Genomic DNA, 25,676 nt, shown 5'->3' on the forward strand with positions numbered 1-25,676 from the left:
AACCCGCAGCGCTAAACTCTTGGCTCTGCCAACGGAAAAACCCGTATTTTTTGAGGCGGCCCCTCTCACCCTGGAGTATTCAATGATTTCCAAGCGCTATTTGATTCAAAGTCTGGCCGCAATCGCCAGCGTGACCCTGGCCGCCAGTGCCTTTGCCCAGGCTTCGGCCGAAAGCACCTTGGCCCGTGTCCAGCGCACCAAGGTGCTGCGCGTGGGCGCCGTTGCAGGCGCTGTTCCTTATTTCAATAAAGATTTGGTGAGCCAAAAATGGGAAGGCTTTGGCCCCGATTTCTCTGAAAGCCTGGCCAAAAAGCTGGGCGTCAAGGTGGAGTATGTAGAAACCACCTGGGGCAACGCCGTACTGGATGTGCAAGCCAACAAGATCGACGCCATGTTTGGCATGGGCCCGACGCCTGCGCGCCGTGAAGTCGTGGACTTCTCCCATACCCTGTTCAACAACACCTTCACGGCGGTGTGCAAAAAAGGCTTTCCCGCGGTCAAGACCTGGGAGCAACTGAACAACCCGAACACCAAAATCGTGGTGGATGTGGGCTCCAACCAGGACCAATTCGCAACGCGCATGTTGCCCAAGGCCAATATCGCCCGCCTGGAAAATTCGGGCGCCGCCACCATGTCCGTGCAAACCGGCCGTGCCGACTGCCAGGTGCTGGTGGTCCTGCTGGCCCAGCCGCTGCTGGCCAAGCGCGCCGATGTCGGCACGATGAGCATTCCTGCGCCGGTCGAAACCTCGACGGTGAACATCGGCATCCGCAAGGAAACCGACAAGGGCTTTGAGCAGGCTGTAAACGGCTGGCTTGAAGAAGTGCGCGGCAAGGGCGAAGTGCGCAGCGTCATCCTGAAGAACATGGAAAAGCTCGCCGGCGTGAAGGCCGACAGCTTTCCGGCTGAAGTGAAGTTCTAAGCAGGATCTGTATGTACCAGTGGGACTTTTCCACGCTGTGGAAATACCAGACGCTGCTGGTCAACGGCATAGGCTACACGCTGCTGTTCACCGTGATCTGCGTGGCCGGCGGTTTGGCCGTGGGCCTGGTGACGGGCCTGGGCCGGCTGTCAAACCAGCGTTTCATCACAGCGCCCCTGCGGGCCTTTGTGGAAGTCTTTCGCTGCACGCCGGTGCTGGTGCAACTGGTGTGGTTTTACTACGCGCTGCCCGTGCTCGTCGGCTGGGAAATGTCGGCCCCCATGGCCGCGGCCATCTGCCTGTCGCTCTACGGCGGCGCGTTCTACTCGGAAATCATACGCGGCGGCATCATTTCCACCGACAAGGGCCAGACCGAAGCCGGCAAGGCGCTGGGCATGACGCGCTACCAGGTGATGAAGCGCGTGGTGCTGCCGCAAGCCTTCAAGCGCATGGTGCCGCCGCTGATGAACCAGTCCATCATGCAGCTGAAAAACACCTCGCTGCTGTCGGTGCTGGCGGTACCCGACCTGCTGTACCAGGGCCAGGTGATTGCACATGACACCTACCGGCCTCTCGAGGTCTATACCTTTATTGCCGTGGCCTACTTCGCCATCCTGCTGCCTGTGACGATCTGGGCAAAACGCATGGAACACGGCAACGCCGAGCCCCACGAAGCCTAGTATGTCCAAGCCCCTGATTGAAATCAAAGGACTGAAGAAGTCATTTGGCAGCCACACCGTCCTCAAGGACATTTCGCTGCAGGTGGCACGCGGCACGGTGGTCGCGCTGATCGGGCCCTCGGGCTCCGGCAAGTCGACGCTGCTGCGCTGCATCAACCTGCTGACCGTTCCCGAAGGCGGCGAGATCACGGTGGGCGAGCACACCATGGCCTTCAGCGGAAAACACACCAGACTGCCGGGCGACCGCGTGCTCTCGGGCTTTCGCGCCAAGACCGGCATGGTGTTCCAGCATTTCAACCTGTTCCCGCACATGACGGCTTTGCAAAACGTCATGGAAGGTCCCGTCACCGTGCTGCGCAAATCCAAAGCCGAGGCCGAGGCCACGGCGCGGGCGCTGCTCACCAAGGTGGGACTCATTGAGCGCGCGGACATGTACCCCGACAAGCTGTCGGGCGGGCAAAAGCAGCGCGTCGCCATAGCGCGCGCGCTGGCCATGCAGCCCAGCGTGATGCTGTTTGACGAGGCCACCTCGGCGCTGGACCCGGAGCTGGTGGCCGAAGTGCTGGGCGTGATCAAGTCGCTCGCCAGGGAAGGCATGACCATGATTCTGGTGACCCACGAAATCGCGTTTGCGCGCGAAGTCGCGGACCAGATCATCTTCATGCGCGATGGCGTGGTGGCCGAATCCGGCCCCCCTGAAGAGGTCATCGACAACCCCAGGAACGATGCGACGCGCGCATTTCTGGGCCGCTTTGCCGGTGCCGCAGCCGACCAGGCTTGAGAAGCGCAAGGCCGGCGCTCCAGCACCCCCTGTCAATAAATCAGCATGAGCCCGACAAGCCGCCCCTTTCTTGGCATCCTGATGCTGGACACACGGTTTCCAAGGCCGCCGGGAGACATCGGGAATGTGCAGACCTTTGCGCCACTGGGCATCCCCGTTCGCCTGAGCAAGGTTGAAGGCGCCTCACCGTCCAGAATCGTCGAGCAGGCCGACCCGGCCATGTTGCAGCCCTTTGTCGATGCGGCGATCGCGCTGGTCGAGCAGGGCGCGGCCATGATCTCGACCAGCTGCGGATTCCTGGCCGCTTACCAGCAGCAGCTCGAGGCGGCCGTGCCGGTACCCGTCATCACGTCCAGCCTCCTGCAGTGCCGCGCCCTCGCCGCGCCGGGCATCGTGACCATCAACGCGGCGTCACTGCATCCGGCCATTTTGCGGGCGGCTGCCGTGCCCGAGGGAACGCCGGTGCAAGGCGTGCGCCCGGGCTGTGAATTTCACCACCGCATTCTGTCAAACGACACCCAGATGGACATCGCGCAGGCCGAGCGTGATGTGGTCGAAGCGGCGCTGCAGCTGGTGGCGCGGCACCCTGAGGTGAAAACCGTGGTGCTCGAATGCACCAACATGCCGGTGTACCGCGACGCCGTGGCCAAGTCCACGGCTCGTCCCGTGCACGACATCGTGACCTTGCTCAACCAGGCGTGGTTGAGCCATGTCGGCGGCCCTTAAGCGGGAATTTCAAGCCGACAAAAAACGGCCCGCACGGAACGGTTCCGGATCGATCGGCAGGACGTCGCCATACATCTGTGCCCCCAACAGGGCAGCCGTTCCAGGACCCGTGCTAAAGCCCACATGCTGGTGGCCAAAGGCCAGCCACAGGCCCGGGCGGCCCGGCATTTCGCCAATGATGGGACGGCTGTCAGGCAGCGTCGGGCGGCGGCCCAGCCACACATCGCGCTCCATGCGCTCCCCCATGGAAATGGCCTGGCGCGCGGCTTTTTCGGCCAGCTCCAGCTGCGCATGGCGCGGGGGCGCGTCACAGTCGTCCAGCTCCACCCCGGTGCTCAGGCGCAGGCCGCGCTCCATGGGCGACAGGACATAAGCGCCGCCCGTGTCATACACCGGGCGCTTCAGCGTCACGCCTTCCGCGCTGCCGTAGTGCATGTGATAGCCGCGCTCAAAGGCCATGGGCACGGAAATCCCCAAGGGCGCAAGAAACGCTTTGCTCCAGGGCCCCATCGCCACCACCACACGTTCAGCCTCGAGATGTCCGCCGGCATCGTCAAGCACCTTCCAGTGCTTGTCCTTGTGGGCTTGCAGGCCGGCCACAGCGGCCTGGCGAATCAGGCCGCCACGCGCGACGAACAGCCGCGCATAGGCCTGGACCACTTGAGAGGGATCGTCCACCGAAGACGCGTCCTTGATCCACAAGGCGCGGTCAAAAATCGGCCGCAATGCAGGCTCCAGGTCAGACAGCGCTTTGCGGTCCAGCGCTTCCGTAGCCACGCCAAAGTGATCCATGGTGTCGCGCGCCAGCTGGCTGCCCGCATAGGCCGCGGCACTGCGATAAAGAAACAGCCAGCCGTTTTCGCGCAGCCGGTGCAGAATTTGCGCCTCGCCCATCAGGCGCTTGTGCTCCACCAGCGACAAGCGGATAAGGGCATCCAGGGCGGTGGCCGTTTCCTGGAACGTGGACTGCCGTGCCCGCGCCAGAAAGCCCAATGCCCAGCGCGGGTTGCGCGCCAGAAACCAGGGGTTGTAGCGAAACTGGGCGGTCTGGTTGCCGAGCAGCTTGGGCAAGCCGCGCCACAGGCCGGGGTTGTTGAAAGGCATCAGCGAGCTGCGCGCCATGACCCCCGCATTGCCGTAAGAGGTTTCCTGGCCGGGCTCACGGCGATCAATAAGCGTGACCTTCGCGCCGCGGCGCTGCAATTCCAATGCACAGGCAACGCCGACCATGCCGGCGCCCATCACCACAACGGTGTTGTTCTTCATTTCGTCAACTTCAAGAGGGGTTCCCAGCCAATTCCTGCCGCCAGCCTGTCCCCTTCCCGCCGAGGTGACGCAGACGGCCTGCGTCAGCCCCAGCCACCATGGAGAGCTTGGCCGGTGCACAAGGTGCAGCCCTTGCGCGCAAGGGTGATGGCGTTATTTTTTCACGAATCGCAGCGCTTTCCGGCACCGCCCAGCCTTTTTCAACACCGCTGCAGCGCTTAACGACCGGATCGCCAGTTAGCGCAGGCGCGAAGGAGCGGCGTTCCGCGCTATTGCAGCATGCCGGCGATCACATTGATGCAGAGCGCCAGAATCAGCATGTTGAAAAATGAATTGCTTCTATTTTCATAGCAACAAGCCATCCAGCATCGAACGCATGCGCCGCCAGTGCGACCCCTCCCAGAACACGCGATGGCACATGTCGCAGACACTGAAGCGCTGGTAGTGCTCGCGCACGCGCGGGGGAAGCATGGCCGCCACCCGCGTCTTCTCGATCGCATGCAGGGGCGCATTGCAATACAGGCACAGCGTGAACGGCCGTGCACCGCGCGCCAGGTCAAGCCGATCGAAGATTTCGCGCAGTTGCTGCTCCGTTCGCAGTGCGTGCACGTAGCAGCCATGGGTGATGGCGCGGCGCTTGAGCAGGTCGCGGTCCCGCGTCAGGACAATGCGGCCCTCAACAGCGGCGATGCGTTCGATCTCGTCGTCGCGAAAGTGGTTGTCGTACAAAGTGTCGAAGCCGGTCATGCGCAGCAGGTGAGCCAGCCCGCCCAGATGCGCATCGGCGACAAAGCGCGTCACGCGCAGGGCCTGGCCGCGCACGCGCAGCAACGGCGTGACATCCAGCGCTTCGAACTTCGGATAGACGGCCACGCGATCGCCCTCGCGCAGCAGGCGTTCGAAGCCGACCGACTCGCCGTTGACCAGCACCAGTTCGACCTCGGTGTGCGGCACACCCAGCGCTTCGATCATGTGCTTGGTGGTCGCCGCCCGCGCGCAGGGACAGGCGAAATCGCGCCCGCGCCGCTCCGGGGCGAGAAATTCATTGAGCTCCTCGTAGAAGCGAAAGCTCGCCATGACCATCACAGAACCTCAAGGGCCGCAAGCTGCACACGGCCAGCGGCGAGTGCGGGCGCCGACAGGCCGGCGCTCGACTCAGTGCGTAGGGGCCTTGCAAAAGCGCCCGTGCGGCTGCGAACTCATCAGCGCATGGAACTGTTCCTGCGACATCCGCAGCAGGCGCTCATGATCACCGCCTTCCATGTACACGACCTCGTTGGCTTCGAGCTCATCGTCGACGATCGTCTCGACGCCCCAGGCCATGCCGACCGGGGGCACCGCACCGAGATCGCAGTCCGCGAACAGCTTCGCGATGCGGCCTTCATCGGCGAGCCTGAGTTCCTTGCGGCCCAGCAGGCGGGCGAGTTCACCCACCATGACGGTCTTGTCGGCCGGGATGACGGCCATCACGCAGCCCGCGTCGTCTTCGAGGATCACCGACTTGGCGAGCTGGTTTTGCGGAACATGGGCGCTGCGGGCGGTCTCTGCGCTGGTGTGGCTATGCTTGTGCGCGCAAATCTCGTAGCGGGCGCCGCGCTGGTCCAGGTAGCTGGATAGATGTGAGGGAATCGGCATGACTGCCTCCTTGGTCAAAACGACGGACCGTGGTCCGGACAGCGGCGCGGCATCGGACATGCCGGCCACTCTGTCAGTTTAGTCCTGACCGTGCAGGCTCGCCAGTCATGCCGCCGCAGGGAAAACCTGGCTGAACCGATGGCCACAACAGCGAAAAGCAGCCGGGAGTATTCTGTTTCCGCCGCGCCCCCCTCAGGACTGCCGCCCAAAGGCATGAACGAGCGTGAACGGGAAACCTGCCCAGGGAAGCGGCAATGTGAGGGACACGACGCGGCACGCGAATGGTGCGCAAGCCGCTTGCCGACGGATAGGTCAAGACCTGGAAAACAAAAAAGGCTTGCTGCTATTTTCATAGCAACAAGCCCTTATGTACTGGCGGAGTGGACGGGACTCGAACCCGCGACCCCCGGCGTGACAGGCCGGTATTCTAACCAACTGAACTACCACTCCTGGTAGATAGCGCTTGCTCTTTCAAGCCAAGTGCTAATGACTCGTGCCTTGCGCATCACGCCGAAGCGTGATGAATACTGGCGACCCCACGGGGATTCGAACCCCGGTACCTACCGTGAAAGGGTAGTGTCCTAGGCCTCTAGACGATGGGGTCCTGACCTGGGAGCTTCCGGTGCAGACTTTTTAAAGGCCTGCAGCAAAACCTCAAACCCTCGCCACCAATCTGCGGCGCATGGAAGAGGAAAGCCCTTGTAACTCGATGAATTACAAGGGCTTCAATCTGGCGGAGTGGACGGGACTCGAACCCGCGACCCCCGGCGTGACAGGCCGGTATTCTAACCAACTGAACTACCACTCCTGGTAGCAGTAACGTTCGCTCTTTCGAGCCAAGTCGCCTGCCCTTGCGGGCCTGCTGTTACCGACTTGTGCCTGGCTCATCACATCGCTGTGAAGAATACTGGCGACCCCACGGGGATTCGAACCCCGGTACCTACCGTGAAAGGGTAGTGTCCTAGGCCTCTAGACGATGGGGTCTAAACCTGGGAACTTCCGGCGCAGACTTTTAAAGATCTGCAACAAAACTTCAAAAAAATTTCGACTGGTGGAGGTAAGCGGGATCGAACCGCTGACCTCTTGCATGCCATGCAAGCGCTCTCCCAGCTGAGCTATACCCCCCTGTCGCTAATTGCTTAGCAACCTGTCGAGCCTCAAATTATAGCGGGAAAAATCCGCCCTTTTCAAATTTTCAGATTAAATTCAATTTGGCGATCACCTTTTCTCGCGCCATGAGCTCCAGAATCGCATCCAGCGAAGGCGTCTGCGGCGTGCCCATGATCAGAACACGTACCGGCATGGCCAGTTGCGGCATCTTCAGGCCGGCCTCTGCCAGCACCTGCTTGATGGCGGCGGCAATCGCCGGCCTGGTCCATTCACAGCCGGCCAGCGCCTGCGCGAGTTTGGCCAGCGCCGGTCGCACGGCGTCGGTCACATGCGTGCTGAGGTCCTGCGCGCTGGGCTGGCCGCCCGTCACCAACAATTGCAACCAGCCCGCCAGCTCGACCAGGGTGCTGCAACGGTCCTTGAACAGGCTGCAGCCGCGTGCCAGCCAGTCGGCATCGAGACCCGTGACGCCCAGCCCTGCCAGGAAGGGCTGAACCAGCTCGGCCAGCTTGTCGTCGGCCATGGCCTTCAGGTGCTGGGCATTGACCCAGCGCAGCTTGGCTTCGTCGAATTGCGCGGCGCTCTTGCCGAGATGATCGAGGTTGAACCACTGCAGGAATTGCTCGCGGCTGAAAATCTCGTCGTCGCCATGGCTCCAGCCCAGGCGGGCCAGGTAATTCACCATGGCGTCGGGCAGGTAACCCTCGGCAGCGTATTGCGTCACCGGTTTGGCACCGTTGCGCTTGCTCATCTTCTCGCCCTGCTCGTTCAGCACGGTGGGCAAATGCGCATACACCGGCACGTCCTTGCCGAGCGCGCGGAAGATATTGATCTGGCGCGGCGTGTTGTTCACATGGTCATCGCCGCGTATCACATGCGTGATGGCCATGTCCATGTCGTCCACCACCACGCAGAAGTTGTAGGTCGGCGTGCCATCGGGCCGCGCAATCACGAGGTCGTCGAGTTCGTCGTTGCTGATCTCGATGCGGCCCTTGACCTTGTCGTCCCAGACCACAGCACCGCCCTGCGGATTCTTGAAGCGCAGCACCGGCTGCACGCCGGCAGGAACGGGGGGCAGCGTCTTGCCGGGCGCTGGCCGCCAGGTGCCGTCGTAGCGCGGCTTTTCTTTCGCGGCCATCTGTTTTTCACGCAGCGCGTCAAGCTCCGCCACGCTCATGTAGCAGGGGTAGACATGGCCGGCGGCCTGCAAGTCGGCCAGCACCGCCTTGTAGCGGTCCATGCGCTGCATCTGGTAGAACGGGCCCTCGTCGTAATCCAGCCCCAGCCAGCGCATGCCTTCAATGATCACATCGACGGCGGCCTGGCTGGAACGCTCCAGGTCGGTGTCTTCAATCCGCAAGATGAAGTCACCGCCGGTGGCACGCGCAAACGCCCACGGGTACAGGGCCGAGCGGATGTTGCCGAGGTGGATAAAGCCGGTCGGCGAAGGCGCAAAGCGGGTGCGTGTTTTTTGTGTCATGCCAGGGTGTCCAGACCGCGTGCGAGGTCGGCCTTCAAATCGTCAATGTGTTCGAGCCCGACCGCAAAGCGGATCAGGCCCTGGCCGATGCCGGCCGCCTGGCGCTGTGCTTCGGTGAGCCGGCCATGGGAGGTCGTGCCCGGATGGGTGATGATGGACTTGGTGTCGCCCAGATTGGTGGCGATGCTGACCACCTGCGTGCTGTCGATCACATGAAAGGCGTTGGCGCGCGCCGTCTCGGGGTCGCCGCCGCGCACATCGAAAGACAGCACGGCGCCACCCAGGCCCGATTGCTGGCGCATGGCCAGCGCGTGCTGGGGGTGCGATGCCAAACCGGGGTAGTACACGCGGGCAACCGCGGGGTGCGCTTCCAGCCACTGCGCAATGGCCAAGGCCGCGGCACTTTGCGCCTGCATGCGGATGCGCAGCGTTTCCATGCCCTTGAGCACGACCCAGGCATTGAAGGGTGCGAGCACCATGCCGGCGGTGCGCACGATAGGCCCGAACACATCCACGATCAGTTTCGACGGCCCACAAATCGCACCGGCCATGACGCGGCCCTGCCCATCAAGGTACTTGGTGCCCGAGTGAATCACCAGATCGGCGCCCAATTCGGTCGGCCGCTGCAGGGCCGGCGAGCAGAAACAGTTATCGACGGCCAGCAGCGCGCCGCCCGCATGCGCGAGGTCGGCCAGCGCCTGGATGTCGCACACCTCGGTCAGTGGATTGGTCGGGGTCTCGGCAAACAGCAGCCTGGTGCTGGGACGCATGGCCGCGCGCCATTGCGCGAGGTCGGTCTGCGAAACAAAGCTGGTCTCGACGCCGAACTTGGCGAACTCTTTGCCGAACAGGTTCAGCGTCGAGCCGAACACCGACTGCGAACACACGACATGGTCGCCCGCCTTGAGCAGCCCCATGCCCATCATCAGGATGGCACCCATGCCGCTGGAGGCGGCAATGGCGGCCTCCGTGCCTTCCAGCGCGGCCAGCCGCTGCTCGAAGCTGGTCACCGTCGGATTCGAGGTGCGGGCGTAGGTATACCCTGGCTCGGTACCGGCAAAGCGGCGCGCCGAGGTTTCGGCATCGGGCTGCACGAAGCCGCTGGACAGATACAGCGCCTCGGAGTTCTCGCCATACTGGCTGCGTTCGATGCCGACGCGCACGGCCAAGGTGTCGCGGTGCAGGTTCTCGGGCAATGCTTTCTGGGTCATTTCAGGCGTCCTGCTGATTGGGCAGCGCCAGGCGCGAGACGTCCACACTGCCCTCTTCGCTGGTGTCCACCCGCTGTTGATTCATTTTTTCGATGGTTTCAGGCGTGATGTCGCCGGTGATGTACACGCCGTCAAAGCAGGAGGCATCGAAGCCGTCCAGCTTGCCGTTGAGTGAACCCACTGCGCGCTTCATGCCTTCCACGTCCTGGTAAATCAGCGCGTCGCAGCCAATGGCCACGCGAATTTCCTCGACGGTACGGTTGTGCGCCACCAGCTCGGTCGAGGTGGGCATGTCGATGCCGTAGACGTTGGGGTAGCGTACCGGCGGCGCGGCGCTGGCCAGGTAGACCTTGCGTGCGCCGGCGTCGCGCGCCATCTGCACGATCTCGCGGCTGGTGGTGCCGCGCACGATGGAATCGTCGACCAGCAGCACATTGCGGCCCTTGAACTCGCTGGCAATCACGTTGAGCTTCTGGCGCACGGACTTCTTGCGCACGCCCTGCCCCGGCATGATGAAGGTGCGGCCGACGTAGCGGTTCTTCACAAAGCCTTCGCGGTAGGGAATGCCGAGCAGGTGCGCCAGCTGCGTGGCGCTGGGGCGGCTGGACTCGGGGATGGGAATGATCACGTCGATCTCGTTGGGCGGCACCGTGGAGACCACGCGCTTGGCCAGCGTTTCACCGAGGTTGAGGCGCGCCTGATAGACCGAGATGCCGTCCAGCACCGAGTCGGGCCGGGCCAGGTAGACAAACTCGAAAATGCAGGGCTTGAGCTGGGGATTGGCGGCGCATTGCTCGGCGTGCACCGTGCCCTCCATGTCCACAAACACCGCTTCGCCCGGTGCGATGTCGCGCTCGAACTGGTGCGAAGTGCCTTCCAGGGCGACCGACTCGCTGGCCACCATCACGGTGGTGCCCTCTTCGTTCTGTCCCCGGCCTATGCACAGCGGGCGGATGCCGAACGGGTCGCGAAAGGCCAGCAGGCCGTGGCCGGCGATCAGCGCCACCACGGCGTAGGAGCCCTTCACGCGCTTGTGCACGCCGCGCACCGCGGCAAACACATCGACGGGATTCAGCGGCAGACCGCGCGTGGTCTTTTCCAGCTCGTGCGCCAGCACATTGAGCAGCACTTCGGAGTCGCTGTCGGTGTTGATGTGGCGGTGGTCGGTGTTGAACAGCTCGGCCTTGAGCTCGGCCGCGTTGGTCAGGTTGCCGTTGTGCGACAGCACCAGGCCAAACGGCGCATTGACGTAAAAGGGCTGCGCCTCGTCTTCGCTGTAGGCGTTGCCGGCCGTCGGGTAACGCACCTGGCCCAGGCCCACGTTGCCCGGCAGGGCACGCATGTTGCGGGTGCGGAACACGTCGCGCACCATGCCCTTGGCCTTGTGCATGTAAAACTTGCGCCCCTGCTGCGTAACGATGCCGGCGGCATCCTGGCCGCGGTGCTGCAGCAGCAGCAGGCCGTCATAAATCAGCTGGTTAACGGGGGCTTTGCTGACGACGCCGACTATCCCGCACATGGTGTTCCGATCATGATGTGTTGACTCTTAAAAACGTAAATCTCAAAAAACTAATTCAGATACCTGGCGAACTGCGCCGGCAACACCGGCTTCAAACTTTCCAGCGAGGCGCTTAGCAGGCTCGCACCTCTGGACTCCAGCCACCAGGGGCTGGACTTGAGCGCCGTCATGTCAATCACGACGGTCGCGGCCAGCAGCAAAATCAGCCCGCGCAGCACGCCAAAGGCCGCCCCCAGCGTGCGGTCCGCCGGCCGCAAGCCAATGGCTTCGACCAGCTTCTTCAACACAAAGGCCAGCAGGCCTGCCGCAAATACCGCGGCAATGAAGACCAGCACAAACGCCGCGGCATAACGGAGCGGCTCCGACGCCGACTGCAGGGGCAAGCTGGCGGCGACCCGGGGCGCAAACCATTGCGCCACAAAAAACGAGGCGGCCCAGCCGAGGACCGACAGCACCTCGTACACCAGCCCGCGCCAGGCCCCCAGCAGCATGGAAAAAAACAAAACCCCCAGCAAAATCCAGTCAACAGTCGTCACGAATCGGCATTGCCTATAAGGTCAGGATGGCGGCGGGCAAATCAAGGGTCTTGATCTTGCTGGCGGCCTTTTCAGCCTCGGCCTTGCTGGCAAACGGTCCCACGCGAACCCGGATGCGCTTGCCATCCTTGGTTTCGGCGACCTGGGTATAGGTTTTGAGGCCGGATTTCTCCAGCCTGGCCCGCGCTTCGCGGGCCTTGGCCTCGTCGGCAAAAGCCCCCACCTGGACCACCAGCCGGCCTTCCGGCGCGCCGTTGAGCAGGGCGCGAGCGCGCGCGCCGTCATGGTCCGCCGCCTTGGCTGGCGGCTTGGGTTCGGCCCTGACTTCCGGCCTGGGCTCTGGTCTGGGCTCTGGTCTGGGCTCCGGTTTTGCTTCATTTTTGATAGCTGCCGGCGCAGGCGAATCAGGGGCTGTAGCCTGTTTTGACTGCAAAATCTCTTCCTTGGGCGCCAGGCTGGCCGCGGCGGCCACTTTTTCGGCCGGTGCCGGCGCGGGTGTCGCCGCCGGAACGGGCAGCGTGGCGGGCGCCGGTGCCGGAATGGCCAGGGGCTTGACCGCGTTTCTGCCCGGAATTTCAATCGGAATATCGACCGCAATCGGCCGCGGCTGCGTATCGAACAGCAGCGGAAAACCCAGCACCCCGGCCAGCACCAGCACGGAGGCGCCAATCAGGCGGTGCTTGGCGCGTTTGCGTATGACTTCCGCGCTTTCCGGTTGAGCGGCTGAGCCGGCGGCGGGAGCAGTGTTGGAGCCGCCCCGGCGGAAGTTGAAAAACGGCATGGTGGCTTGAATCCGTTGACGGTTACATGGGCTGTCGGCCTGGCAAGGCGCCGGGTCAGGCGGGTTTGTCCAGCCTCAGGAGGCCAGATGCGGGGCCGTCAGGCGCGGCACGCCGCCCTTCAAAATGCCGCCCACCGTGTAGAACGAGCCGAACACCACGATTCTATCAGCGGGGTCCGCCGCCTTGACGACGGCCTGCAGGGCCTCCTCGGGGCTTTTGTAAGTGCTGGCCGTGACGTCGCCGCGGGTGTTCAGCGCCTGCCATTTGGCGCGCAAGTCCTCGCCGCTGGCGGCCCGTGGCGTGGGCAAATCCGTGAAATACCATTTGTCGATCAAGGGCCCGACCCGCGCCAGCATGGGCACCACGTCCTTGTCCGCCATGGCGCCAAACACCGCGTGGGTGCAGGGATAAAAGCCCATGGCGTCGAGGTTTTCCGTCAGCGCGGCCACCGAATGCGGGTTGTGCGCCACGTCCAGCACCAGGGTGGGCTGGCCGGGAATGATCTGGAAGCGCCCGGGCAGCTCGACCATCGACAGCCCGTTGCGCACCGCCTGGGCCGTGATGGGCAGGCGCTCGCGCAGGGCCGCCAGCGCCGCCAGCACGCCGGCGGCATTGACCAGCTGGTTGGCGCCGCGCAGCGCCGGGTAGGCCAGCCCGGCATAGCGCCGGCCGCGGCCGGCCCAGCCCCATTGCTGCTTGTCGCCGGAGAAATTGAAGTCGGTGCCGAAACGCCACAAATCCGCGCCCAGCTGGGCGGCGTGGTCAACAATGCTTTGCGGCGGCACCGGGTCGCTCACCACCACCGGCTTGCCGGGTCGCATGATGCCGGCCTTTTCCCGGCCAATGCTTTCGCGGTCGTGGCCCAGAAACTCCATGTGGTCCAGGTCTATGCTGGTGATCACGGCGCAGTCGGTATCGATGATATTCACCGCATCCAGGCGGCCGCCCAGGCCGACCTCCAGAATCACCACATCCAGCCTGGCGTCGGCCAGCAGCTGCAAAATGGCCAAGGTCGTGAACTCGAAGTAGCTCAGCGAAATTTCTTCGCCATTTTTGCCTCTGGCCCTCTCCACGACTTCAAACTTCGCTATCAAATCAGCAGCGCTGACGATGTCGCCGCGGACCCGGCAGCGCTCTTCGAAATGCACCAGATGCGGCGAGGTGAAGACGCCGGTGCGGTAGCCGGCCTGCAGCAGGATGGCCTCGAGCATGGCGCAGGTCGAGCCCTTGCCGTTGGTGCCGGCCACCGTGATCACGGGGCAGTCAAACTTCAGCCCCATGCGTTCGGCCACGGCCTTGACGCGCGTCAGTCCCATGTCGATGCTTTTGGGGTGCAGGCGCTCGCAATAGGCCAGCCAGTCGTCCAGAGTGGTGAGATGTTCCATAGAGCCCGACATTGTCGCGCAAGGGCAAAAACCCTGGATACGGCGAGCCGGCCCGACTCGCCCACCCGGCCGGCGTTCAGCGTGCGAAGTTGTCGGTGGCGGCGATCAGCTGCCGCAAAATGCCGGGTTCGTTGTAGGCGTGGCCGGCATCGGGGACCAGGTGAAACTCGGCTTGCGGCCAGGCGCGGTGCAGGTCCCAGGCGGTTTTGGCGGGGGTGGCCGTGTCATAGCGGCCCTGCACGATCACGCCGGGAATGCCGGCGAGCTTGCCGGCATCGCGAATCAACTGGCCTTCTTCCAGCCAGCCGGCATGCACGAAATAGTGGTTTTCAATGCGCGAAAACGCCAGCGCGAACGCATCGCCGCCGTGCTTGGTCGCCGCGTCCGGGTCCGGCAGCAGCGTGATGGTCTGGCCTTCCCACAAGCTCCAGGCCCGGGCGGCCATCAGGCGCTCGGCAGCGTCCTCGCTCACCAGACGCTGGCGGTAGGCGGCGATCAGGTCACCCCGCTCCTCGGGCGGAATCGGCGCCAGAAAACCTTCCCACAGATCGGGAAACAGCCACGAGGCCCCTTCCTGGTAGTACCAGAGCACCTCCGCCCGCCTCAGGGTGAAGATGCCGCGCACGACGAGCTCCGACACCCGCGCCGTATGCGTCTGGGCATAGGCCAGGGCCAGCGTGCTGCCCCAGGAGCCGCCAAACACCAGCCAGCGTTCAAAGCCCAGCAGCGTGCGCAGGCGCTCGATGTCGGCCACCAGATGCCAGGTCGTGTTGTTTTCCAGCGAGGCGCTGGGACGAGAGCGCCCGCAGCCGCGCTGGTCGAACAGCACCACGCAATAGCGCTGCGGGTCAAACAGCCGCCGGTGCTCGGGCGAGCAGCCCGCGCCGGGGCCGCCGTGCAGGAAAACGGCGGGCTTGCCATCGGGGTTGCCGCACATCTCCCAATAGAGGGTGTGGCCGTCCCCGGTATCGAGTTCGCCGCTGCGAAACGGCTCTATCGGGGGGTAAAGAAGCGCTGCAGGGCTGGCCGAAGCAATCATGGGGCGTCCGTGAGGTTAAAGGTGACCATGCGCATCGGCGCAGCAAGGCGCCGGTGCCGAAAACCGATTATTCCAGCCTCGCGGTTCAGGCATGGTCCCGGCAGGCCCCGGCAATGCGCCCGCGCCCGCATTCACTATCAAATCAATAGCTGACTGCGCCCGTTGAAACTGGGCTGGAGGCAGTTTTATTCATCCATGCGAAAATCCGGCGATGATTATTCTTTACGGCATCCCCAACTGCGACACCGTCAAAAAGGCCCGCACCTGGCTCAGCGAGCACCGCCAAAGCTATGAGTTTCATGACTTCAAGAAACAGGGCGTGCCGCCGCAGGCGCTGGCGCAGTGGACCCAGGCGGTCGGCCGGGACAGGCTGCTGAACCGCAAGGGCACCACCTGGCGCAAGCTCGATGCCGGTGTGCAAGCCGCCGTGCAGGACGACGCCAGCGCGCAGGCCCTGATGATGGCCCAGCCCAGCGTCATCAAGCGCCCGGTGGTGAACTGGGGCCAGGCCGTCACGGTCGGCTTTGATGCCGAGGACTGGGCCTCCCGGGTCTGAGGCGCCCAAAGCCGGAGCCGGCGGTTTTGGCCGTTTTCCGGTCTTTTCATGCCTATTCCCGCGCTTTTTCCGCGCTTTTCCGGCCTGACTCGCCGACCCCGGCAAGCTTTACAGCCGATTTACCGAACTCTGCGCGTCAAAACGACTCTGACTACCTAAAATTAGAGTTATCGAAGCTGGCGCCTTCTCCCTTCTCATCAGGACAAGGCGCAGCCAGGGCGCCGGGACTTCAGCCAACAGGCCGGGAAGGAACTTGAATCATGAAAAAAGCACTTGTTATTTCCGCCGTCGCTGCCGCAGCAGGCCTTGCCGCTGTGCCCGCCTCGGCCACGGATATCCTGGCACGCGTCATTTCCAGCACGCCGGTGGTGCAGCAAGTGGCTGTGCCGCGGCAGGTTTGCAGCAGCCAGCCCGTCATCACGCAGGCGCCCAAGTCGGGTGCGGGCGCCCTGATGGGTGCGCTGGCCGGTGGCGCGGCCGGCAACGCGATTGGTAATGGCGGCGGGCGGGCGGCTGCCACCGTGATCGGCCTGGTGGGCGGCGCGATCATTGGCGACCGCATTGAAGGCCCGAACACCCAGGTGCAAAACGTCCAGCAGTGCAGCACGCAGACCTATTACGAAAACCGCCCCAGCCACTACAACGTGGTGTATGAATACCAGGGCACGCAGTACAACGTGCAGATGGCCAACGACCCCGGCCCCTATGTGCGCCTGCAGGTCACGCCGGTCGGCGCGGTGACGCCTGCACCGCAGCCCCAGACCTACATCGAGCCGGCCCCGGTACAGCAGCAACCCGTCTATGTGCAGCCCGTGGCGTACCCCGCCTATTACCCTCAGCCCTACTACGCCCAGCCCTATTACCCGTATTACGCGCCCATCGGGCTGTCGCTGAGTTTCGGCTACAGCCGGGGTTTCGGCGGGCACCACCACTGGCGGTAAACCTGCAGACATCAAGAAAAAGGGTGCATTCATGCACCCTTTTTCTTTGGCAGCGCCTGTAACTCCTAGGGCCTATGCGTGGCTCAAGGAAGTCGAGCGGCGCTCGATAATGCGGAAACCGACATCAACGATGGGGTTCGCAATGGACGTCCCGTTGCAGCGGTCAATCACGAGCTTCGCGGCAAGCCTTCCAATCGCTGCGCCATCGACGTGCACCGTCGTCAGGGAAGGCTGCATGTGCGCCGCGAAGTCGGCATTACCGAAGCCGCAAACAGCCAGTTCTTCCGGCACGCGAATGCCGCGGGCAAGCGCCTCGGCCAATACACCCTGCGCCAACTGGTCGGAGCTGCAGTAAACCGCCTGTAGCTTTGAATCCTTCGCAAGCAGTTCCGCCAGTGCCCGGCGGCCCTGTTCAAGGCTGCTCGGCGCAGGAACCACGGCGGTCGGGACATCCTTTCCGACGGCGGCCAGAAAGCCCTCCCGGCGCAAGGCGCCGCGGTGATCGTCACCGGTGGCAATACCCAGGCGCCGCCAGCCTTTCCCAAGGAAGTAGCCCGCGATGGCACTGCCCACCTTCACGTGGGAAAACCCCACCAGCATGTCCACAGGCCGGTCACTCAGGTCCCAGGTCTCGACCACGGGTATGCCCGCCCGCCGCAAGCGCTCCCGAGCCGTGGCCGAATGCACCAGGCCAGTCAACACGATGCCGTCCGGGCGCCGGCTCATCATCGTGTTGATGAGCGCCTCTTCCCGCGCATGATCGTAGCCCGTCTGCCCCAGGATCAGCTGATAGCCGGCGTCCGAAAGCGCCTCCGTCAGCGACTGCACCGTTGGCAAAAACTGCGCCACCGAGATGGCGGGCACCAGGGCTGCCACCATCAGACTGCGTCTGGATTTCAGCCCACCTGCCAGCAGGTTCGGGATGTAGCCGATGGCTTGCGCCGCGGCCTGCACTTTCAAGATGGTGGTGTCTGAAACCAGTTTCGGGTTGGTCAGCGCCCGAGAGGCAGTAATCAAGGACACGCCGGCCTCGCGAGCGACATCGTGCAGGGTAGCGGCTTTGGATGGGACTGCGGTATTCATGGGATGTGGGCCGGGACATGAAGTAAAGAACGAACGATTGAAACCTTAACAAACTGTCGCGCGCCTGAGATTCTGACAACGTTAGCATTTTACGGATATATATGTCTGGGGCCTTTTGCTTTCGGGCTCACGCTTCAATGGTGCTTCATAAGCGAAACACAAGGGAAAACCCCATGAAAACATGGGTTTATGCTCGAATTGACAACGTTATCATTCGTTCCGCGCGCTGAGCTTTGCCACTTCCATTCGAAACGCGGCGCCTCGGCGTCAAACCACTGGAGACCTGAATGAAAAAATACCTGACCGCTGTTGCTCTCGGCCTGTCCATTCTCGGCGCCCATGCCCAAGCCTGGCCCGAAAAAGCGGTGACCCTGGTCGTTCCTTTCCCACCGGGCGGCTCGACCGACCAGGTCGCTCGCGCGGTCGGTCCGAAAGTCACCGAGAAGTTCAAGCAAGGTTTCCTTGTCGACAACCGTGCCGGTGCAACGGGCACCATAGGCGCCACGTTCGTCAAACGCGCCGCACCCGATGGCTACACCTTCCTCGTGACTTCGCTCGGCCCTTTGGTCATCACGCCGCACCTGATCAAGGGCATGCAGTACGACCCGCTGAAGGACTTCGACCTCATCACGGTCGCGGTGCAGTCGCCCAACGTGCTGGTTGTCCCCGCCAACTCGCCGCACAAAACCGTCGCCGACGTCATCGCCTTCGAAAAAGCCCACCCCGGCAAGATGAGCTTTGCCTCGGCAGGCAACGGCAGCAGCGACCACCTGACCGCCGAGCTGTTCTGGCAACAGACCGCAACCACCGGCGTGCATGTCCCCTACAAGGGCGGCGCGCCGGCCCACACCGACTTGATCGGTGGCCAGGTCGATGCTTCATTCCAGAACATCAATGCCGTGGTCCAGTACATCAAGGGAGGAAAGATGCGCGCCCTTGCCATTACCAGCGCCAAGCGCTCCGCGGCATTGCCTGATGTTCCGACCTTGGCCGAAGCGGGCGTGCCCCATGTGGAAGTCACATCGTGGCAAGCCATCGTCGCGCCCAAGGGCCTGCCTGCAGCCATTCACGAAAAAGCGCATGCCGCATTCGTCGAAGCCCTGAACGACCCCAAGGTGAAAGGCCAGTTCACCTCCATCGGTTTCGAAATGGTCGCCAACACGCCGGCGCAATTCGCCGCCTTTCAGCAGCAGGAATATGCCCGCTGGAAGAAAGTCATCGAGACTGGCAGGATTTCCATCGAATGAGTTTTTACAGCGGCGGCCTGTGGGTCGCTGCCGGAACGCTCGCATTTTTCTGAAAACACTACACATGACCACCACTACCTCCATCTCCGCGGACAGCATCGCCTGGGTTCGCATCTCCTCGTGCTATCTGCCGCTGGCCAATCCCATCAGTGATGCCAAGGTCCTGACCGGCCGACAGAAGCCGATGACCGAGATTGCCATGCTCTTTGCGGAAATCGAGACCAAGGACGGCCACAAGGGCCTGGGCTTCAGCTATTCCAAGCGCGCCGGCGGCCCCGGCCAGTTCGCGCATGCCAGGGAAATCGCACCGGCGCTCATCGGCGAGGACCCGAGCGACATCTCCAAGCTCTGGACCAAACTGCAGTGGGCTGGCGCATCCGTCGGCCGCAGCGGCATGGCCGTGCAGGCGATTGGTGCCTTTGACGTGGCCCTTTATGACCTGAAAGCCCGCCGTGCAGGCCTCTCGCTCTCGAAGCTGTTGGGTTCGCAACGCGACTCGGTCCGCTGCTACAACACGTCCGGCGGCTTCCTTCACACGCCACTGGACCAGCTGCTGGTCAACGCCGCTGCATCGCGCGAACGCGGCATAGGCGGCATCAAGCTCAAGGTCGGCCAGCCCGACCAGGCGCTCGACATCCAGCGTGTCGAAGCCGTGCGCAAGCACCTGGGCGAGCACACGCCGCTGATGGTCGACGCCAACCAGCAATGGGACCGGCCCACCGCGCAGCGCATGTGCCGCATCTTCGAGCAGTTCAACCTGGTCTGGATTGAAGAGCCCCTGGATGCGTACGACAACGAAGGCCACGCCGCGCTGGCCGCGCAGTTCGACACGCCCATCGCCACCGGTGAAATGCTGACATCCGCGGCAGAGCACGCCGAGCTGATTCGCCACCGCGCGGCCGACTACCTGATGCCGGACGCACCGCGCGTGGGCGGCATCACACCCTTCCTGCGCATCGCCGCGCAAGCCGAGAACGCCGGCCTGGCCCTCGGCCCGCACTTCGCCATGGAACTGCATGTGCACCTCGGCGCCGTCTATGCGACGGAGCCCTGGGTCGAACACTTCGATTGGCTCGAGCCTCTTTTCAACGAGCGCCTGGAAATCAAGGACGGCCGCATGCTGGTGCCGACCCGCCCCGGCCTCGGCCTGAGCCTCAGCGAGCAGGCCAGGGCGTGGACGCGCGAAGTCGCCGAAATCGGCAAGCGGGCTTGATCTGACCGGCCCCGGACCGCCCGGGTGCCCTAAAATCGGGGGTTCACGGCCTGGCCCCAAGCGGCAGCCGGCACTTTTCATCACCCACCCCATCCCATCCATGACCACCGAAAAGATCGACAACATCAGTGTCACCACCCAGGCCAATGTGTACTTTGACGGCAAATGCGTGAGCCACGGCATCACGTTTGCCGATGGCACTAAAAAATCCGTGGGCGTGATCCTGCCCGCGACCCTGACCTTCAATACCGGCGTTCCTGAAATCATGGAATGCGTGGCCGGTGCCTGCGAATACCGGCTGGCCGGCAGCGACAACTGGGTGAAATCCTCCGCCGGCGAAAAATTCAGCGTTCCGGGCAACGCGAAGTTCGAGATCCGCGTTGCCGCGGGTTTCGACGCCTACCACTACATCTGCCACTTCGGTTGATTTCAGGAATCCCACCATGAGCACCATTCTCCAGAACCTTCCCGCCGGCCAGAAAGTCGGCATCGCCTTTTCCGGCGGCCTCGACACCAGCGCCGCGCTGCACTGGATGAAGCTCAAGGGTGCCATCCCTTACGCCTACACCGCCAATCTGGGCCAGCCCGACGAGCCTGACTACGACGAAATCCCGCGCAAGGCCATGCAGTACGGCGCCGAAAAGGCCCGCCTGGTCGACTGCCGCAGCCAGCTGGCCGCCGAGGGCATTGCCGCGCTGCAAAGCGGCGCCTTCCACATCACCACCGCCGGCGTGACCTACTTCAACACCACGCCGCTAGGGCGCGCCGTCACCGGCACCATGCTGGTCGCGGCCATGAAGGAAGACGACGTCAACATCTGGGGCGACGGCAGCACCTTCAAGGGCAACGACATCGAGCGCTTTTACCGCTACGGCCTGCTGACCAATCCGGACCTGAAGATTTACAAGCCCTGGCTGGACCAGCTCTTCATCGACGAGCTCGGTGGCCGCGCCGAAATGTCGGCCTTCATGACCCAAGCCGGTTTCGGCTACAAGATGTCGGCCGAAAAAGCCTACTCCACCGACTCCAACATGCTGGGCGCCACGCACGAGGCCAAGGACCTGGAGCAGCTGAACTGCGGCATGAAGATCGTCCAGCCCATCATGGGCGTGGCCTTCTGGAAGGATGAGGTCGAGGTCAAGCGCGAAGAAGTCACGGTGCGCTTTGAGGAAGGCCGCCCCGTGGCCCTCAATGGCGTGCGCTACGACAGCCTGGTGGACCTGATCCTCGAAGCCAACCGCATAGGCGGCCGCCATGGCCTGGGCATGAGCGACCAGATCGAGAACCGCATCATCGAAGCCAAGAGCCGCGGCATTTACGAGGCCCCGGGCCTGGCCCTGCTGTTCATCGCCTACGAACGCCTGGTCACCGGCATCCACAATGAAGACACCATCGAGCAATACCGCGACAACGGCCGCAAGCTGGGCCGCCTGCTGTACCAGGGCCGCTGGTTCGACTCGCAGGCCATCATGCTGCGCGAGACGGCCCAGCGCTGGGTGGCGCGCGCCATCACCGGCGAGGTCACCGTGGAATTGCGCCGCGGCAACGATTACTCCATCCTCAACACCGAGTCGGCCAACCTGACCTACAAGCCCGAGCGCCTGAGCATGGAAAAAGTTGAAGACGCACCATTCACCCCGCTGGACCGCATCGGCCAGCTGACGATGCGCAACCTCGACATCGTGGACACGCGCGACAAGCTGGGCATTTACGCCAAGGTCGGCCTGCTGTCCACTGGCGAAGGACAGGCCTTGCCCAGTCTGGGCAAGAACGAAGGCCGCTAAGAACCGATAAACTCAAGAAAAAATGGCTGCAGCCCATGTTTGACGGGCGCAATTAGCTATTAAAACAATAGCAATCACCAGCCATCACGAAACAAGCCACCGCCAGGTGGCTTTTTCATGTCAGTCCATTTCTAATTCAATGAGAGAGTAGACGCACCGCCACAGACAGTGCTCTGGTGCGTTTCGGGCTCATGCTGCGCGGGCCGCAGTAAGCGATTCGCGGGTCGTTTCACTCATGGGCTCAGGCACCAAGGTGCCGTGTTGTGCGCCAAGCCCATCCACAGCCCCCACAAGGAGGTCACGGACAAAGCCAGACCCGCCAGACGCACAGCCCATTGGCCTGAACCTTGCCCGCGCAGCCGCAGCCAGAGCCATGGCCCGGCCATCAAAGAAACACTGCTTCCCAGCGCAAACAGCCCCATGACGGCGGCACCCTCAAGCATGCTGCTGGTCAGCGCCGCCACCAGCAAGGCCGAGTACAGCAGCCCGCAAGGCAGCAGCGCCCACAAAACACCCAGCAGCAGCGGGGCCCCGCCGCGCGAACCCTGGGTGACTTCGCGCACCCTGCCCCAGACCTTGCGCGCGGTGTTCTCCAGCCAGACCGGCTGGCGCGCCTGCCACAGCAGCATCAAACCCAGCAGCGCGGTGGCCGCGTGGAACAGTGTCCATAGGGGTCGAAGGGCTGCCGATTGAACGCTGAGCCAGCCCAGGCCCTGCATCGAAGCCGCGGCGATACCGCCCAAGCTTGAATAGCCTACGACCCGGCCCGCCTGAAAAACCCACAGGGAGCGTGTGCTCTTACGGCCACCAGAACGCCCGATGCCGGCACACGCGGCGCCGCACATGGCAATGCAGTGGGGCCCACCGGCAAGCCCCATCAGCAAAGCGGTTGCGGCGAGCGTGGTCTGCATCAGATGATTTTTGAGAACCGCGCACGGTTGCGGTCTGCCTGCAAATAGCGGTCAAACACCATCGCAACCGCCCGCACAAAAAACCAGCCTTTGGCCGTCACCTCCATACCGGAATCATTCAGGCTGAGCAACCCCTGCCCGGCCAGCACGTCCAGCGCTTCCAGCTCAGGCGCAAAGTAAGTCCGAAAATCGAGCAGGTAGGCCAGCTCGATCGACTCGAACTGCAAGGCCCCCTGGCACATCAAGGCCATGATCACCGCACGCCTGACCAGGTCATCGCGCGACAAGGCCAGGCCGCGCACGACCGGCAGCCGCCCCTGATCCAGATGGTCGTAGTACTCGGCCAGGGTCTTGGCATTCTGGCTGTAAGCAGCCCCCACCCGACCGATGGCCGAGACACCCAGTGCAATCAGGTCGCAATCAGGCTGGGTGCTGTAGCCCTGAAAATTGCGGTGCAGGCGGCCCTGGCGCTTGGCTATGGCCAGCGCATCGCTGGGCAAGGCGAAATGGTCCATGCCCACATACACATAGCCCGCCGCATCAAACAAGGCCAGCGAGCGGGCCAGCATGGACGTTCTGGCAGAAGCCGAGGGAAGCTCGGCCGTCACAATGCGGCGCTGCGGCTTGAAACGTTCCGGCAAATGCGCATAGGCGTACAAGGCCACACGGTCCGGGCGCAGTGCTGTTACCTGGGCCAGGGTGCGCTCAAATGATTCCGGTGTTTGCCGGGGCAAGCCGTAAATCAGATCCACGTTGATTGACTCAAAGCCCTGCCGCCGGGCCGTTTCAACCAGCGCAAACACCTGCTCTGCGGGTTGAACGCGGTGTACGGCTTTTTGCACCGCCGGATCAAAGTCCTGCACGCCAAAGCTCAAACGGTCAAAACCCAACTCGGCCAGCACGGCAAGCCGGCCTTCATCCACGGTTCGCGGATCCACCTCGATCGAATACTCACCCCCGGGAGCCAGGGAAAAACTGCGGCGCAGCATGGCCATCAGGGCCCGCAGCTCATCATCGCTTAAAAAAGTCGGGCTGCCGCCACCCAGGTGCAACTGGCTGACCACCTGGCCCAAGCCGACGTGAGCCGTGTGCAGGTCGACCTCGCGGCTCAGGTAGCGCAAATACGGCTCGGCCCGTTCGTGGTGCTTTGTGATGATTTTGTTGCAGGCGCAGTAGTAGCACAAGGACTCACAAAACGGAATGTGAACATACAGCGACAGTGGCAAAGACATCGCGGCGACCCCGCTGCGGCGCTGTTTGAGGGCCTGAACGTAATCATCCGCAGCAAACGCTTCCACAAACCGGTCGGCCGTCGGGTACGAGGTGTACCGCGGTCCGGTCAGGTCAAATTGGCGCAGCAAGTCAGGCGAAACAACACTCATGAACAAATCCCTTGGGCGAGCACCCTACTCTGCCGTCAATTGCCAAGTCATACCTTGACATGGATCAAGTCCCGGGCAGGCAGGCAAGAGGACAATCGAAACCACGTCAGGAGTCCGTCATGTTCGATAGCGCCATAGTCCCTGCAACCAACACCGAAGCGGAAAATTTGGAGAAGCCACCCGGCTCCGTCAAAATAGCCCGAATGGACAAAGAATTCGTCAAGGTCGCCTGCTCCAACTGCAATTTGCGCGAACTGTGCATGCCCGTGGGCCTGAATGCCGAGGAACTAAGCCGCGTGGACGAACTGGTTGCCACGCGGCGAAGCATCAAGCGCGGCATGTCCCTGTTCCACAATGGCGAGAAATTCACCTCGCTGTATGCCATCCGGACCGGTTTTTTCAAAACCAGCGTGACCGCGGAAGACGGGCGCGACCAGGTCACGGGCTTTCAGATGGCCGGCGAGATCATTGGCCTGGACGGCATCGTCAATGACCGGCACACCTGCGATGCCATTGCGCTTGAAGACGCCGAAGTGTGCGTCATGCCTTTTGACCGCATCGAGGAAATCTCACGCGAGGTCAATGCGCTGCAGCACCATGTCCACAAAATCATGAGCCGCGAAATTGTGCGGGACCATGGCGTGATGCTCTTGCTGGGAAGCATGCGGGCCGAGGAACGGCTGGCGGCCTTCCTGCTCAATCTGGTGCAGCGGCTGCAGGCGCGCGGTTTTTCAAGATCAGAGCTGGTGCTGCGCATGACGCGGGAAGAAATCGGCAGTTATCTGGGTATGAAGCTTGAAACCGTGAGCCGGACCTTCTCAAAATTCGCCGACGATGGCCTGGTCGAGGTCAAGCAGCGCCATATCCAGATACGGGATGCCGAGGCACTCAAGCGCATCGTCAATCCGCAAGTTTGTCGCTGATTTTTGATCCTCTTAATCCATTTCCCTGTTCCGGTTTAGCCAGCCATAAAACCAACCCGCTGCAAGCCATGCTGATCAGCCAGAAGCTGAAAAACGCCATCGCGTAACCGCCCTGGCGCGACGGCTGGAAAGTGGGTCCCGGCCAATGCACCTCGCCCGGGTCCACCATGGCAAACACCAGCGCCTCCAGCAGGCAAGCCGCCAGGAATGCTGGCCAGATGACGAGCACCCAATACCTGACTTTCGACATCTCATTCGACTCAAGGTTGTTCATCGCGTTTGCCTCCCGTTGCACTGTGGTTGCGCCCCGTCAGTGCGGGCTGCATGGGCGGTCGCGCCGTCTGCACTTTCTGGCTGATCGCGATCCCTTCCCGGTAAGCATCATCCGAAACCAGCGCCTCCGGCCCCTGCATGATGTACACCGCCGTGACCGCACAAGCCAGCACCGCAGACAGTGGCCCGGCAATCACCAGCCAGACATAAGGCTCCTTCCACCAAGGGGGGGCCGTGGAGATCCGCGAAACATGGCGGGCGGTTTTGTTAACAGGATTCATGCTTTGCCTT

The 25,676-nt window shown here is 63.0% G+C and carries 27 protein-coding genes and 5 tRNA genes; 12 read left to right on the plus strand and 20 right to left on the minus strand.

Annotation, left to right across the window (positions count from 1 at the left end; all coding sequences use genetic code 11):
- Positions 1-82: 82 nt before the first annotated feature.
- The 4 genes from PJE01S_RS10790 to PJE01S_RS10805 are packed head-to-tail and all read left to right on the plus strand — an operon-like array spanning position 83 to position 3,109.
- Positions 83-922 carry a transporter substrate-binding domain-containing protein gene (locus PJE01S_RS10790; RefSeq protein ID WP_068833612.1) on the plus strand — a complete coding sequence of 280 codons (840 nt, stop codon included), beginning with the start codon at positions 83-85 and terminating at the stop codon, positions 920-922.
- Between the two features lie 11 nt (positions 923-933).
- Positions 934-1,602 (plus strand): amino acid ABC transporter permease, encoded by a 669-nt coding sequence (locus PJE01S_RS10795; protein ID WP_068833614.1) that lies wholly within the window; start codon positions 934-936, stop codon positions 1,600-1,602.
- Between the two features lies 1 nt (position 1,603).
- Complete coding sequence (locus PJE01S_RS10800) at positions 1,604-2,383, plus strand: amino acid ABC transporter ATP-binding protein (RefSeq protein ID WP_068833615.1); 780 nt, start codon at positions 1,604-1,606, stop codon at positions 2,381-2,383.
- 45 nt (positions 2,384-2,428) lie between these two features.
- Positions 2,429-3,109 (plus strand): aspartate/glutamate racemase family protein, encoded by a 681-nt coding sequence (locus PJE01S_RS10805; RefSeq protein ID WP_068833617.1) that lies wholly within the window; start codon positions 2,429-2,431, stop codon positions 3,107-3,109.
- Positions 3,110-3,118: 9 nt separating this feature from the next.
- Here PJE01S_RS10805 and PJE01S_RS10810 read toward each other — a convergent pair whose 3' ends face one another.
- Positions 3,119-4,375: an NAD(P)/FAD-dependent oxidoreductase gene (locus PJE01S_RS10810; RefSeq protein WP_068833618.1), complete on the minus strand. Its 1,257-nt coding sequence runs from the start codon at positions 4,373-4,375 to the stop codon at positions 3,119-3,121.
- A 98-nt stretch (positions 4,376-4,473) separates the two neighbouring features.
- Here PJE01S_RS10810 and PJE01S_RS25120 point away from each other — a divergent pair, with 98 nt between their 5' ends.
- A complete protein-coding gene (locus tag PJE01S_RS25120) occupies positions 4,474-4,707 on the plus strand; it encodes a hypothetical protein (protein WP_218017513.1) in 234 nt (77 codons plus the stop codon).
- Positions 4,708-4,720: 13 nt separating this feature from the next.
- Here the strand turns inward: PJE01S_RS25120 and PJE01S_RS10815 are convergent, their stop codons facing one another.
- The 14 genes from PJE01S_RS10815 to pip all read right to left on the minus strand — a co-directional run bounded on the left by PJE01S_RS10815 (position 4,721) and on the right by pip (position 15,072).
- Positions 4,721-5,458, minus strand: coding sequence for a Mut7-C RNAse domain-containing protein (locus tag PJE01S_RS10815; RefSeq protein ID WP_068833619.1), 738 nt, complete (start codon positions 5,456-5,458; stop codon positions 4,721-4,723).
- 72 nt (positions 5,459-5,530) lie between these two features.
- Positions 5,531-6,010 carry an aminoacyl-tRNA deacylase gene (locus PJE01S_RS10820; protein WP_068833621.1) on the minus strand — a complete coding sequence of 160 codons (480 nt, stop codon included), beginning with the start codon at positions 6,008-6,010 and terminating at the stop codon, positions 5,531-5,533.
- Positions 6,011-6,383: 373 nt separating this feature from the next.
- Positions 6,384-6,460, minus strand: a tRNA-Asp gene (locus tag PJE01S_RS10825).
- 78 nt (positions 6,461-6,538) lie between these two features.
- Positions 6,539-6,614 (minus strand) — tRNA-Glu (locus PJE01S_RS10830).
- Positions 6,615-6,741: 127 nt separating this feature from the next.
- A tRNA-Asp gene (locus tag PJE01S_RS10835) sits at positions 6,742-6,818 on the minus strand.
- 100 nt (positions 6,819-6,918) lie between these two features.
- Positions 6,919-6,994 (minus strand) — tRNA-Glu (locus tag PJE01S_RS10840).
- A 65-nt stretch (positions 6,995-7,059) separates the two neighbouring features.
- Positions 7,060-7,135 (minus strand) — tRNA-Ala (locus tag PJE01S_RS10845).
- 70 nt (positions 7,136-7,205) lie between these two features.
- Positions 7,206-8,600, minus strand: coding sequence for a glutamate--tRNA ligase (gltX, locus tag PJE01S_RS10850; RefSeq protein ID WP_068833622.1), 1,395 nt, complete (start codon positions 8,598-8,600; stop codon positions 7,206-7,208).
- Positions 8,597-9,811 (minus strand): O-succinylhomoserine sulfhydrylase, encoded by a 1,215-nt coding sequence (locus tag PJE01S_RS10855; protein WP_068833624.1) that lies wholly within the window; start codon positions 9,809-9,811, stop codon positions 8,597-8,599. The genes gltX and PJE01S_RS10855 overlap by 4 nt, the downstream gene beginning before the upstream one ends.
- 1 nt (position 9,812) lies before the next feature.
- The gene (gene purF / locus PJE01S_RS10860; protein ID WP_068833625.1) at positions 9,813-11,330 is read right to left on the minus strand and encodes an amidophosphoribosyltransferase; all 1,518 of its coding nucleotides are present in this window, start codon (positions 11,328-11,330) and stop codon (positions 9,813-9,815) included.
- Positions 11,331-11,380: 50 nt separating this feature from the next.
- A complete protein-coding gene (locus tag PJE01S_RS10865) occupies positions 11,381-11,866 on the minus strand; it encodes a CvpA family protein (RefSeq protein WP_084389465.1) in 486 nt (161 codons plus the stop codon).
- A 13-nt stretch (positions 11,867-11,879) separates the two neighbouring features.
- A complete protein-coding gene (locus PJE01S_RS10870) occupies positions 11,880-12,647 on the minus strand; it encodes an SPOR domain-containing protein (RefSeq protein WP_068833626.1) in 768 nt (255 codons plus the stop codon).
- 75 nt (positions 12,648-12,722) lie between these two features.
- On the minus strand, positions 12,723-14,033 hold the full coding sequence (gene folC / locus PJE01S_RS10875; protein WP_068833628.1) for a bifunctional tetrahydrofolate synthase/dihydrofolate synthase: 1,311 nt from the start codon (positions 14,031-14,033) through the stop codon (positions 12,723-12,725).
- Between the two features lie 76 nt (positions 14,034-14,109).
- On the minus strand, positions 14,110-15,072 hold the full coding sequence (gene pip / locus PJE01S_RS10880; protein ID WP_068833630.1) for a prolyl aminopeptidase: 963 nt from the start codon (positions 15,070-15,072) through the stop codon (positions 14,110-14,112).
- A gap of 211 nt (positions 15,073-15,283) precedes the next feature.
- On the opposite strand from pip, the gene PJE01S_RS10885 reads away from it, so the two are divergent.
- Both PJE01S_RS10885 and PJE01S_RS10890 read left to right on the plus strand, forming a co-directional pair.
- The gene (locus tag PJE01S_RS10885; protein WP_068833631.1) at positions 15,284-15,628 is read left to right on the plus strand and encodes an arsenate reductase; all 345 of its coding nucleotides are present in this window, start codon (positions 15,284-15,286) and stop codon (positions 15,626-15,628) included.
- 260 nt (positions 15,629-15,888) lie between these two features.
- Positions 15,889-16,569: a glycine zipper 2TM domain-containing protein gene (locus tag PJE01S_RS10890; RefSeq protein ID WP_068833632.1), complete on the plus strand. Its 681-nt coding sequence runs from the start codon at positions 15,889-15,891 to the stop codon at positions 16,567-16,569.
- A 72-nt stretch (positions 16,570-16,641) separates the two neighbouring features.
- On the opposite strand, the gene PJE01S_RS10895 is transcribed toward PJE01S_RS10890, so the two are convergent.
- Entirely contained in the window at positions 16,642-17,652 is a 1,011-nt protein-coding gene (locus PJE01S_RS10895; RefSeq protein ID WP_068833633.1) for a LacI family DNA-binding transcriptional regulator, read from the minus strand.
- Positions 17,653-17,939: 287 nt separating this feature from the next.
- Here PJE01S_RS10895 and PJE01S_RS10900 point away from each other — a divergent pair, with 287 nt between their 5' ends.
- The 4 genes from PJE01S_RS10900 to argG all read left to right on the plus strand — a co-directional run bounded on the left by PJE01S_RS10900 (position 17,940) and on the right by argG (position 21,896).
- Complete coding sequence (locus tag PJE01S_RS10900; protein WP_068833634.1) at positions 17,940-18,899, plus strand: Bug family tripartite tricarboxylate transporter substrate binding protein; 960 nt, start codon at positions 17,940-17,942, stop codon at positions 18,897-18,899.
- Between the two features lie 64 nt (positions 18,900-18,963).
- Positions 18,964-20,112 carry an L-talarate/galactarate dehydratase gene (locus PJE01S_RS10905; protein WP_068833635.1) on the plus strand — a complete coding sequence of 383 codons (1,149 nt, stop codon included), beginning with the start codon at positions 18,964-18,966 and terminating at the stop codon, positions 20,110-20,112.
- Positions 20,113-20,212: 100 nt separating this feature from the next.
- Positions 20,213-20,539 carry a pyrimidine/purine nucleoside phosphorylase gene (gene ppnP, locus PJE01S_RS10910; protein WP_068833636.1) on the plus strand — a complete coding sequence of 109 codons (327 nt, stop codon included), beginning with the start codon at positions 20,213-20,215 and terminating at the stop codon, positions 20,537-20,539.
- Positions 20,540-20,555: 16 nt separating this feature from the next.
- Complete coding sequence (argG, locus tag PJE01S_RS10915) at positions 20,556-21,896, plus strand: argininosuccinate synthase (protein WP_068833637.1); 1,341 nt, start codon at positions 20,556-20,558, stop codon at positions 21,894-21,896.
- A 233-nt stretch (positions 21,897-22,129) separates the two neighbouring features.
- Here the strand turns inward: argG and PJE01S_RS10920 are convergent, their stop codons facing one another.
- Both PJE01S_RS10920 and hemN read right to left on the minus strand, forming a co-directional pair.
- Positions 22,130-22,807, minus strand: a complete 678-nt coding sequence (locus PJE01S_RS10920; RefSeq protein WP_068833638.1) for a sulfite exporter TauE/SafE family protein — start codon at positions 22,805-22,807, stop codon at positions 22,130-22,132.
- Positions 22,807-24,189, minus strand: coding sequence for an oxygen-independent coproporphyrinogen III oxidase (gene hemN, locus PJE01S_RS10925; protein ID WP_068833639.1), 1,383 nt, complete (start codon positions 24,187-24,189; stop codon positions 22,807-22,809). Before hemN ends, PJE01S_RS10920 begins: the two co-directional genes overlap by 1 nt.
- A gap of 203 nt (positions 24,190-24,392) precedes the next feature.
- Here hemN and fnr point away from each other — a divergent pair, with 203 nt between their 5' ends.
- Positions 24,393-25,112, plus strand: a complete 720-nt coding sequence (fnr, locus tag PJE01S_RS10930; RefSeq protein ID WP_068833722.1) for a fumarate/nitrate reduction transcriptional regulator Fnr — start codon at positions 24,393-24,395, stop codon at positions 25,110-25,112.
- Here the strand turns inward: fnr and PJE01S_RS10935 are convergent.
- Positions 25,090-25,386 (minus strand): hypothetical protein, encoded by a 297-nt coding sequence (locus tag PJE01S_RS10935; RefSeq protein ID WP_157090290.1) that lies wholly within the window; start codon positions 25,384-25,386, stop codon positions 25,090-25,092. The genes fnr and PJE01S_RS10935 overlap by 23 nt on opposite strands.
- Positions 25,373-25,666 carry a FixH family protein gene (locus PJE01S_RS10940; RefSeq protein WP_068833641.1) on the minus strand — a complete coding sequence of 98 codons (294 nt, stop codon included), beginning with the start codon at positions 25,664-25,666 and terminating at the stop codon, positions 25,373-25,375. Before PJE01S_RS10940 ends, PJE01S_RS10935 begins: the two co-directional genes overlap by 14 nt.
- Between the last annotated feature and the right edge of the window lie 10 nt (positions 25,667-25,676).

Source organism: Polaromonas jejuensis NBRC 106434 (genome assembly GCF_001598235.1).
Classification (GTDB): domain Bacteria; phylum Pseudomonadota; class Gammaproteobacteria; order Burkholderiales; family Burkholderiaceae_C; genus Polaromonas; species Polaromonas jejuensis.

What these genes read in the sequence shown, in the direction of transcription:
- PJE01S_RS10890 (WP_068833632.1), top strand. Translation starts at nt 15,889, where the DNA reads ATGAAAAAAGCACTTGTTATTTCCGCCGTCGCTGCCGCAGCAGGCCTT.
- PJE01S_RS10895 (WP_068833633.1), bottom strand. Translation starts at nt 17,652, where the DNA reads ATGAATACCGCAGTCCCATCCAAAGCCGCTACCCTGCACGATGTCGCT.
- purF (WP_068833625.1), bottom strand. Translation starts at nt 11,330, where the DNA reads ATGTGCGGGATAGTCGGCGTCGTCAGCAAAGCCCCCGTTAACCAGCTG.
- PJE01S_RS10940 (WP_068833641.1), bottom strand. Translation starts at nt 25,666, where the DNA reads ATGAATCCTGTTAACAAAACCGCCCGCCATGTTTCGCGGATCTCCACG.
- PJE01S_RS10855 (WP_068833624.1), bottom strand. Translation starts at nt 9,811, where the DNA reads ATGACCCAGAAAGCATTGCCCGAGAACCTGCACCGCGACACCTTGGCC.
- PJE01S_RS10820 (WP_068833621.1), bottom strand. Translation starts at nt 6,010, where the DNA reads ATGCCGATTCCCTCACATCTATCCAGCTACCTGGACCAGCGCGGCGCC.
- PJE01S_RS10900 (WP_068833634.1), top strand. Translation starts at nt 17,940, where the DNA reads ATGAAAAAATACCTGACCGCTGTTGCTCTCGGCCTGTCCATTCTCGGC.
- folC (WP_068833628.1), bottom strand. Translation starts at nt 14,033, where the DNA reads ATGGAACATCTCACCACTCTGGACGACTGGCTGGCCTATTGCGAGCGC.
- ppnP (WP_068833636.1), top strand. Translation starts at nt 20,213, where the DNA reads ATGACCACCGAAAAGATCGACAACATCAGTGTCACCACCCAGGCCAAT.
- PJE01S_RS10805 (WP_068833617.1), top strand. Translation starts at nt 2,429, where the DNA reads ATGAGCCCGACAAGCCGCCCCTTTCTTGGCATCCTGATGCTGGACACA.
- PJE01S_RS10800 (WP_068833615.1), top strand. Translation starts at nt 1,604, where the DNA reads ATGTCCAAGCCCCTGATTGAAATCAAAGGACTGAAGAAGTCATTTGGC.
- PJE01S_RS10795 (WP_068833614.1), top strand. Translation starts at nt 934, where the DNA reads ATGTACCAGTGGGACTTTTCCACGCTGTGGAAATACCAGACGCTGCTG.
- PJE01S_RS10870 (WP_068833626.1), bottom strand. Translation starts at nt 12,647, where the DNA reads ATGCCGTTTTTCAACTTCCGCCGGGGCGGCTCCAACACTGCTCCCGCC.
- gltX (WP_068833622.1), bottom strand. Translation starts at nt 8,600, where the DNA reads ATGACACAAAAAACACGCACCCGCTTTGCGCCTTCGCCGACCGGCTTT.
- argG (WP_068833637.1), top strand. Translation starts at nt 20,556, where the DNA reads ATGAGCACCATTCTCCAGAACCTTCCCGCCGGCCAGAAAGTCGGCATC.
- PJE01S_RS10815 (WP_068833619.1), bottom strand. Translation starts at nt 5,458, where the DNA reads ATGGTCATGGCGAGCTTTCGCTTCTACGAGGAGCTCAATGAATTTCTC.
- PJE01S_RS10810 (WP_068833618.1), bottom strand. Translation starts at nt 4,375, where the DNA reads ATGAAGAACAACACCGTTGTGGTGATGGGCGCCGGCATGGTCGGCGTT.
- PJE01S_RS25120 (WP_218017513.1), top strand. Translation starts at nt 4,474, where the DNA reads ATGGAGAGCTTGGCCGGTGCACAAGGTGCAGCCCTTGCGCGCAAGGGT.
- PJE01S_RS10885 (WP_068833631.1), top strand. Translation starts at nt 15,284, where the DNA reads ATGATTATTCTTTACGGCATCCCCAACTGCGACACCGTCAAAAAGGCC.
- fnr (WP_068833722.1), top strand. Translation starts at nt 24,393, where the DNA reads ATGGACAAAGAATTCGTCAAGGTCGCCTGCTCCAACTGCAATTTGCGC.
- PJE01S_RS10935 (WP_157090290.1), bottom strand. Translation starts at nt 25,386, where the DNA reads ATGAACAACCTTGAGTCGAATGAGATGTCGAAAGTCAGGTATTGGGTG.
- PJE01S_RS10790 (WP_068833612.1), top strand. Translation starts at nt 83, where the DNA reads ATGATTTCCAAGCGCTATTTGATTCAAAGTCTGGCCGCAATCGCCAGC.
- PJE01S_RS10920 (WP_068833638.1), bottom strand. Translation starts at nt 22,807, where the DNA reads ATGCAGACCACGCTCGCCGCAACCGCTTTGCTGATGGGGCTTGCCGGT.
- hemN (WP_068833639.1), bottom strand. Translation starts at nt 24,189, where the DNA reads ATGAGTGTTGTTTCGCCTGACTTGCTGCGCCAATTTGACCTGACCGGA.
- pip (WP_068833630.1), bottom strand. Translation starts at nt 15,072, where the DNA reads ATGATTGCTTCGGCCAGCCCTGCAGCGCTTCTTTACCCCCCGATAGAG.
- PJE01S_RS10905 (WP_068833635.1), top strand. Translation starts at nt 18,964, where the DNA reads ATGACCACCACTACCTCCATCTCCGCGGACAGCATCGCCTGGGTTCGC.